The organism is Nostoc sp. NMS7 (genome assembly GCF_017115085.1).
In the GTDB taxonomy this organism is placed as follows: Bacteria; Cyanobacteriota; Cyanobacteriia; order Cyanobacteriales; family Nostocaceae; genus Nostoc.
Genome location: NZ_JABXKJ010000141.1, coordinates 1 through 8,958 on the forward strand (window position 1 = coordinate 1; position 8,958 = coordinate 8,958).

Genomic DNA, 8,958 nt, shown 5'->3' on the forward strand with positions numbered 1-8,958 from the left:
AGCTATGATTACCATCGCCTCCATTCTGTTATGGTTATAGTTTGAAAACACGCCCTAGCGGTAGCGATTGGCTTGGTAATTGATGATGCGATTGTGGTAATTGAAAACATCGACCGCCAACTGCAAAAAGACTTGAACTCAACCGCAGCTGTCGCCGCAGCAATGGCTGAATTAACTGAACCCGTAATTAGTTCCACGATCACCACAGTAGCAGTGTTTCTGCCTTTGGGACTGTTATCAGGTGTTGCCGGACAGTTTTTTACTAGTTTGACCACTACCTTAACTGCTGCGGTTGGTTTCTCTCTACTGTTGGCGCTGACTCTCACTCCTCTACTAGCAGCAAGCTGGCTGCGGCGTCAGTCAAATCACTCAGAACCCAAATTGTTAGTTAAGCTGGACAATGCTTATACGTGGCTACTGCGTGTTGTGTTTGGAAAAGCACGTTGGGTTGGTGCGATCGCACTGTCTCTACTAGCAGTTGGGGCAGTATTATTTACTCAGCTAGGTTCGGATTTTTTACCAACCTTTGATGAAGGCAGCTACATCATTGATTACCTCACACCGCCAGGAACATCCTTAACTGAAACGGACTTTCTCGCACGCCAATTGGAAGAAATTATCGGTAAAACTCCTGAAGTAACAAATTGGACACGACGTACAGGTGCAGAAAATGGTTTATTTGCGACTCAGCCGAATAAAGGTGATATTATTGTCGTCCTCAAACCACCGGGGCAGCGTCAACGCCAAGTCTTTGATATCATCGAAGCTCAACGGCAAGATATTACTAAAAAGTTACCCCAGGTAGATATTGACTTTCACCAAATCCTCCAAGATGAACTTAACGACCTTTCTGGTGCGGCTAGTCCTGTAGAAGTGCGAATCTTTGGCGAAGAACCAGGTATTCTGCGTAAATTAGGAGAGCAAGTTCAAGCCCGTATTGATAATATTCCTGGTTTGGTAGACTTGGTGTCTAGTGGAGGAGTGATCTTACCGCAATTAGATATGCGCGTTGATTCCATACAAGCCGGACAGTTAGGATTAGCAGAATCAGACGTTGCACAGCAAGTACAGGATGGCTTGTTTGGACGGGTAGCAACTCAGATTCGTCAGGGTGACAAGTTAGTAGATGTGCGGGTTCACCTTTTAGACAGTGTGCGTCGAGATCCGCAACAATTAGACCAAATCCCAATTGTCGGTACGAATGGCATCATATTACCGCTTTCTGCCGTAGCTAAGATCAAATCAACAACAGGCGAAGAAGCGATTCTGCGTGAGAACCAGCAGCGTTACATTTCTTTTAACGGTGGTGTGGAAAAACGCGATCTTGGTTCGGTTGTCCAAGATATCAATAAAAAATTAGCCGGATTTAAGCTACCTCAAGGCTACATCCTCTCAGTCGGTGGATTAATTGCTTCTCAGCAGCAGTCTTTTTCACAATTACTGATGGTCATGGGTTTAGGAGTATTGCTAGTCTATCTGGTGCTGGTTATACAGTTCCGTGACTTATTACAACCACTAGTAATTTTTACGACAATTCCCTTAGCGCTTTTAGGAGTAGTGCTGAGTTTGTGGGTTACTCAGACACCACTGAATGTTTCCTCGTTTATGGGGATTATTTTGCTGGTGGGTTTAGTGGTAAAAAATGGAATTATTTTGTTGGAATATACTAACCGTTTACGTTTAGAAGGTCATTCTGTAGAATCTGCTTTACTTGAAGCTGGTCGTGTCCGGCTGCGACCAATTTTGATGACCACACTCTGTACTATTCTGGGTTTACTGCCTTTAGCTTTGGGTTTAGGTGCGGGGGCAGAATTGCAAAAGCCACTAGCGATCGCCGTTATCGGTGGGCTTTCACTTTCTACTATTTTTACCCTAGTATTTGTCCCAGTTGTGTTTCGGATCGTTTCTCGATTTCAGCATTAAAATGCTATGCAACTTATCATGTATCTGACAACTGTTCTGTTAAATCTTTTACTTTAGGTATGATTTTACCATCTTTAGTTAACTTAAATTGTAGCCCCCGCCACTCAATTGTAGTGCCAAAAAAACAATAGCACCAGATTGCAAAACTCATCAAGTCTCGTAAGATTACAAGCCAGAAATATTTTTTAGCGCTCGAATCTTGAAGATATTTGACACCAACAATCCAGCCCATTATTAAACGTACTATCCAGGTAATAGCTAATCCAAACCAACACAAAACAGACCCTTTTATAGTCATTGTTAGTATTAAGCTAGTGATGTTCCCATAAGTAAAAACTATTCCCAAATAACCCCAAGGACGAGAAACTCGAATACCACGTAACCAGCGAACCTGATGCTGAATAGAATCAATCAAGGTGTTAGCAAATAATACGTGTTCCACTATATAATCAGAAAGCATGACCTTGTAACCCACTTGGGCAGTTAGATAGCCAAGTTGGAAATCGTCTGCGAGATAATCGGCGATCGCTTCAAATCCCCCGATTGCTTTTAGCACTTCTCGACGAATTACAATTGTTGAACCGAGTGCGAACTTCATACCCTCTAACTGTTTGCTGGTAATAGCACCTGCGTTAAAATCGCAAGCAGTCCCAACCGCTTCTAACTTTTCTACCCATCCCTGTGCTACAGAACGATATAAACAGGTGACAACACCAACATTCTTATTATGTAGTGGTCTCACAACTCGCTGCAAGTAGTCTTTCCCAACTCGGATGTCGCTATCAGCAATAACTAGGATTTCGTATTTTGCGAAAGATAAAGCATTTGCCAGATTACTCACTTTTAGGTTTGTCCCAATAATGCGATTGCAGACTATTAACTGAATATCCAGTCTGGGAAAGTCTTGGATAATTCGTTTGACCACATTTATTCCAGGGTCTTGCGGGCTGCGGACGTTGAAGATAATCTGGTAAGTTGAATATTCCTGTCGGCAAAATGTTGCCAAATTTTCGTAGATATCTCTGTCTAGTCCGCAAATTGGCTTCAGGATAGTAATGGGTGGAGAAAAATTGGGAGCATATATATGGGATTCCCCAAAGGTGACAACTGCCGAATAGATTGAGTAACAATAAAATAGGGTAGCTGACAAGCAAAGAATTAATATTAAAACGTCGATAACTGTCAGGTTGATATTTGGCAAAAAAGCAGATGCAGAAATTTCCATTGACTTCAAGCATTAATCTCCTGATTTCCTTGATAAATATTGATTACAGACCATCAGTATCTCAATACCTCTCGGTTAAGCTCATCTCCTTCCAAAATTAGCAGGGCTGTTTCATCCCCTAAAAAGCGGTGGTTTACAAGCGTTTCAAGCAAAAAAATCAGGTAACTAGAAAATCTGATTAGACAAGGAAATGGCATTTGTACTTAAATTTATCCGTTGAACTGGTAATTTTTCTTTTTCCCACTTCCCTAAATTTATCGCTCATACTGTTGACAAAATCATGACCTTATCGAATGAAACAGCCCTGCTTCCAAAATTAGGGGAGGTGACATGGTTGAAAACCTTGAAGCTTCGTGAGTGAAAATCGCTCCAAGTTTTTTAACCGAGAAGTATTGTTCAGTATCTACTTTCACCAAAGGAAGTTGCAGGTCTGTAGTCATATAATGTATCTCGGTGTTTGCGATCTGAATTTAAAGATAAAAAGTCAAGAACTTGGAAAGATTCAGATGAATAACTTATTTTTTTATGACTTTATTGCTAAAGCGATCACACACAGCAGATTTTTTAAAATTGGAGCAAATCTTTCCGAGTTCTTGACTTTTGTTCTCTATAATCCAATCTGATCATCTTACTCATACAGGTTGTTTAACTCTAATTAAAGGAGTGAATACAATGAAAAATCCTGCGAAAGTGATAGTAGCAGCTAGTAACCTAAGTTGCGGGTTATGAAATTCTACACCTGTCGCATCTGTCAATTCATGCGATCGCACACGATAAGTTGGGTTGCTAGTGAATATTGGGAAAAAATTCAGCAGGAAGGTAGTGTTGTATTGCTTGAGAGAAGCCCCGCCGTCGGTGATCTAAGTAAGTCGGCGTTAAAAAATCAAGCTATGTAACGAAGTGTAAAGTCAGCAAAGAGTTTATAAATGAATAGTTCCAGGATTTTTACAAAAGTCAACATACCTTGATTTGATCGTGCCGACTTACTTAGTAAAAACAAAGGAGGTTGTTGAAAAGAGATGATTCAACAACCTCCTATTTAAGTTCTTAGTTTTTGACCAATATCCCCTACCCCCTCACACCCATAAGGTATAAGCCTTCTGGGTTTGGTGAAAACAAGCGTGCCATTCGATTTATCCCACTAATTTTTAGCAGCTAACTTTGGGGCACTGCTCCCAATACAATCGAAGTCTGGTAATATCCGAAAAATAATTGTAAAAGGAAAGGGATATATTTTTGAACACTATAATTTCTCGTAGGATTGGCACAGCTATTGCCTCTATGTTCATCTCTGGTTTGAGCTTTTGCTTTCAAAATGTAGTAATTAGTGGCACATTACCAAGTCACAACTACCACATAATTAAAAAAATACCTCTGGGTGGAGAAGGAGGATGGGATTACCTGACATTGGATAGTGCAGCCCGTCGCCTATACATTACGCGCTCCACAAGGGTAACAGTATTAAATGTTGACACGGGGTTAGTTGTGGGTGAAATTCCTCATACTGCTGGAGTACATGGGGTCGCCATTGCCCCAGAATTAAGTCGTGGCTTTATTAGTAATGGTAAGGCGGCAACAGCTACTGTTTTCGATTTAAAGACACTACAAGTTATAGGAGAAGTTAAAACTGGTTCTAACCCAGATGCAATTGTCTATGAGCCTATGTCCAAGAAAGTCTTCACTTTTAACGGCAACAGCAACTCGGCAACTGTCTTTGATGCCAAAACTACTAAAGTCCTGGGGACAATCGCTTTAGGTGGCAAACCAGAATTTGCAGCTGCCGATGGCTTAGGGCAGATTTTCGTGAACCTAGAGGACAAAAGCGAAGTCGTCGCAATAAATACCAGTAATCTTAAAGTTAAGGGACATTGGGCGCTCAAACCTTGCTCCCAACCAACTGGCATAGCAATAGATAGACAGCATCGGCGGTTGTTCATCGGTTGCGGAAACCAACTGATGAGTGTAGTGGATGCAAATACAGGAAGTATTAAAGCTACACTGCCAATTGGCAAGAGGACGGATGCGATTGCTTATGACCCAGTGACTAGATTAGCTTTCAGTTCAAACGGTGAAGGTTCACTGACAGTGGTACATGAAGACTCTGCCGATAAATTTAGTATTGTGAATAACGTTGTAACCCAGCCAGGAGCGCGGACAATGGCGTTAGATTTGAAGACGCATAAGCTATATTTGGACACAGCTAAGTTTCAAGCAACGTCTACCCCCGTCTCAGGGCAAGTGCGATCTCGACCAACTATTATCCCTGGTACTTTTGTGATTCTGGTTTTAGCAAAAACTGCTGCGACATGAATGGAGCGTAACCCTCTTGTACGCTCCTTTTCAAATACAAGTAGGTGTCAGCCAGAAGCGACAATAAAGAAGGGTGACTCAAAAAGCAAATGCCTAATCCAAACTAACGGGTAGAGTCACGGCCAGAAGAGAAAATTTCCAGTTTTAGTTAAGACTTTAAATGATTAAAACTAAAGTACCTATGACTACTAACCCAGTTCCTAAAATCATCTTCCAGTTTAATGGTTCTCCCAAAAAAATGACTGAAAACAATAAAACTAATACCAAGCTTGATTTATCAATTGGTGCGACAAGGGAAGCTTTTCCTGCTTGTAAGGCTTGGAAGTAAAAAATCCATGATAACCCTGTAGACACTCCAGATAATAATAAGAAAATCATGGTTTTTTGGGGTATAGCTAAGATATTAACTACGTTTCCCTGAAAAAATACAATCCCCCAAGCAACTACTAAGATGACTACAGTTCGGATTGCTGTTGCTAAATTAGCGTTCACATTTTCTATCCCAATTTTGGCAAAGATAGTTGTCAATGCTGCAAAGCCAGCCGAAAATAATGCATATATCCACCACATTCTGGTGTTACTCTCCATCTTGCCTCCTGATTGACTAGTCAAAATTAACACTGTCATTTCAGATCATGTTAGATTAGTCAGGAGTGCGAAACTCCAAACCTTTACGGCAATTGATGTACATCAAATATAAGCGCACCCACCCAAAACTTCAGCAGGAAACTCGTAGTACATTTGAACTAACATATTCGCAAGGCAATCAAAACTCCAGAAAATTACCATGATTGCAGTTCTCAACAATTAGAAACTGCGTGGCGTTACGGAGACGGAACCGCTACTCGATTGCCGGGAACAATCTGTGGCTGATACGAAAACACCTCTCGGCTACGGGGATTTACGGTCGCCTTGACCCAATTCACATCGTTGGTGCCGTTCGCCGCATTGTCGCCAAATGTCTCGACACGAGTGAAGTTATCAAGGCGTCTGCCTTGAGCATCTAGAAAAGGCTTGTCAACGCGGTAGTAGTGCGAGTCACGGTGTACGTAGGCAACCGGTTTACGGAAAGCAATCACCTGATCGCGCAACGCTAATAAAAAGCTCTGGAAGCCATCAGGCTGCCCATCAGTTTCCGCGAGCGTCTTCGGATCACGCAAAGGCGCTCTGGTTCCGTCGGTCAGATCCCACCCCGGATCGCCTTGGGAGATAAAGATAACCGCCACCGAATTGTGTGCCTTTGCCACTTGAAAGGTCTCTCTGAATCCATGCAATATTAGCCGCGTTTCGCGCCGCGTACTCCTGCGGGTCAGGCGCAGTGTCACATAGGTTGTTGCACGACCCCTGGATATTGAGTGTGGCATAAGTCACCTTACCGACCGTCCAGCGGCGGTTCTCAACACAGGGTACATTGGTGCCGTTTGCACCAAGGCACATCGGGGTCGTCTGCACCTCCTGAACTAGCCGACGCTGCCCGAGGGAAAAATTCGTGCTGAAGAATACCTGACGCTCGTAGTCGAGGCGCTCCCGTGAGTTGAATCCACCGTTTGAGGGGCGATCGCAGTCAGTCCAATCGTTGTCGCCCGGTGTGAAGACTGCTGGTGCCTTCAGGGCATTGAAGTAGCCAAGCGCCTGGGTGTAGAGAGCATTGTAGTGTGGTTTGTGTGACTTAAAGGAAAAGATTGCCGGAAATTAAAGGATAAGCTTGCCGCATCAAAGCCTGAAAGCCTGATTATTACGATTTGTGCCAAGTAGGTGTTGGACTCCAGTTAAATGATAAAGTTGCCACGAGTCCAAACAATTTAAGTCAAAGCCTGCCGTGAGTCCAAGCCACTTTTTTAAGTAAAAATGCTCAACGCACAAGAGTTTGATAATTGGTGTCACCGCCTCAAGATATCAGGACAAGCGCGTTCTGTGATTGAACAAATTCGGTCATCAGAACCTGTGCGGCGAGTCAGAAGCAATGGAATCAACGTTGTTGGCAGTTACTCCAGTATGAAAATGGGCAGAACAATTCAGTTCGAGTCCCATAAAGTGGAATTACCAGCAAGCGAAGAATATGAGCAAGACAATGATGTTTTGGAATACTATGATCAACCCTACCGTCTGTGCCTAAAAGTCAAAGCCAAAAATGGCAGAATGGTAACAGTGACTCATGTTCCAGATTTTTTTTTCATCCGAAAATCGAGTGCAGGTTTTGAAGAATGGAAGTCCTCTGTTCGATTAGAAAAACTAGCGACCAAGCAACCAGAACGCTATGTTTTTTCAATAGATATGGGATGGCTAAGTCCACCAGTAACGGAAGTCGTTGAACAATTAGGTCTGTATTACCGCCTCCGTACTGATAAAGAAATCAATTGGGTCAAGTACAGAAATCGTCAATTTCTCAAAGCCTACACCATCAAAACTTATCAAATAAATGTGGAAGTTGCGAACCGCATTAGAGAGCAGATTGCCCTGACACCAGGAATAACCTACTCTGACCTGATTCAAACCCTAACAGCGACATCAGATGAGGTGAATGCCTTAATAGCTAATGGGGAAATTTATACTGACTTGAGTGTTGCTTCTTTAACTGAACCAGAGAGAGTACATTTATTTGTTGATCAAGCAGCAGATGATGCTTACAATCGCTGGTTATTAGAGCAAAAAAGAACCGAAGAGAACTCGCTTTTTGCAGCGATTAGTAACCAAATATCCACAACTTTTACATCTTCTATCCACCCAGAAGCAATAGAACGCTATTTAAAAGCCAGCCCATGTGATTTAGCACAAGCAAACCATCGCTATCAAATTATTACTCAACAAGCAGCAGGTAAACCAACAGATAAAGCTACTATATCTGAGCGTACTATTCGTTATTGGAAAGCTAAATTTATCCTGGCTCAAAAGAAATATAACTGGGGATATATTGGGCTGCTCGATAATCATGCAAGCAAAGGTAATAGAAAACTAAAAATATCACAACAGACGCAGGACTTCATTGACAAAATTATTGCTGACCACTACGAAACGCTCAAACAAAAAGGGAAAATGGCAGTTTACGGAGTCTTGAAACACGAATGGGAAAAAACCAAAAATCCAGAGGAACTACCAAGCTATGTGACTTTCTGCAACAGAATCAAGCAACGTTCCGGTTATGAACAAACTAAAAAACGACTTGGTTCTCGTGCAGCTTATCAGCAATCAGCCTTCTACTGGGAATTAGACTTAACCACTCCGCCTCATGGAGATCGTCCCTGGGAAATTGCTCACATTGACCATACACAGGTAGATGTGGAATTAGTCTGCTCCCGTACAGGGCGTAATCTGGGCAGACCTTGGGCTACTTTGCTGATGGATGCTTACAGTAGAAGAATTTTAGCGGTCTATTTAACCTTTGACGAACCAAGCTACCGGTCAATTATGATGGTGCTGCGAATTTGTGTGCAGAGATATTCACGCCATCGTATTCCATTCCACCATCTGATTGCTCAGTGTATTAGACATATATACTTCTT

The 8,958-nt window shown here is 42.4% G+C and carries 5 protein-coding genes and 2 pseudogenes; 4 read left to right on the plus strand and 3 right to left on the minus strand.

Features of this window, described 5'->3' with window-relative positions; translation table 11 throughout:
* Window positions 1-63: 63 nt before the first annotated feature.
* Window positions 64-1,923: pseudogene (locus HWQ38_RS14540) on the plus strand (efflux RND transporter permease subunit); the annotation flags it as partial.
* A 16-nt stretch (window positions 1,924-1,939) separates the two neighbouring features.
* Here HWQ38_RS14540 and hpnI read toward each other — a convergent pair.
* Window positions 1,940-3,148 carry a bacteriohopanetetrol glucosamine biosynthesis glycosyltransferase HpnI gene (gene hpnI, locus HWQ38_RS14545; RefSeq protein ID WP_292794674.1) on the minus strand — a complete coding sequence of 403 codons (1,209 nt, stop codon included), beginning with the start codon at window positions 3,146-3,148 and terminating at the stop codon, window positions 1,940-1,942.
* Window positions 3,149-3,873: 725 nt separating this feature from the next.
* Here hpnI and HWQ38_RS14550 point away from each other — a divergent pair.
* Both HWQ38_RS14550 and HWQ38_RS14555 read left to right on the plus strand, forming a co-directional pair.
* A complete protein-coding gene (locus tag HWQ38_RS14550; protein WP_292794667.1) occupies window positions 3,874-4,044 on the plus strand; it encodes a hypothetical protein in 171 nt (56 codons plus the stop codon).
* A gap of 340 nt (window positions 4,045-4,384) precedes the next feature.
* Window positions 4,385-5,458 (plus strand): hypothetical protein, encoded by a 1,074-nt coding sequence (locus tag HWQ38_RS14555; RefSeq protein ID WP_292794669.1) that lies wholly within the window; start codon window positions 4,385-4,387, stop codon window positions 5,456-5,458.
* Window positions 5,459-5,614: 156 nt separating this feature from the next.
* Here the strand turns inward: HWQ38_RS14555 and HWQ38_RS14560 are convergent, their stop codons facing one another.
* Window positions 5,615-6,085 carry an EamA family transporter gene (locus tag HWQ38_RS14560; RefSeq protein WP_292794670.1) on the minus strand — a complete coding sequence of 157 codons (471 nt, stop codon included), beginning with the start codon at window positions 6,083-6,085 and terminating at the stop codon, window positions 5,615-5,617.
* 197 nt (window positions 6,086-6,282) lie between these two features.
* Window positions 6,283-6,705, minus strand: a complete 423-nt coding sequence (locus tag HWQ38_RS14565; protein WP_292794672.1) for a hypothetical protein — start codon at window positions 6,703-6,705, stop codon at window positions 6,283-6,285.
* A 601-nt stretch (window positions 6,706-7,306) separates the two neighbouring features.
* Here HWQ38_RS14565 and HWQ38_RS14570 point away from each other — a divergent pair.
* Window positions 7,307-8,958, plus strand: a pseudogene (locus tag HWQ38_RS14570) (integrase); the annotation flags it as partial.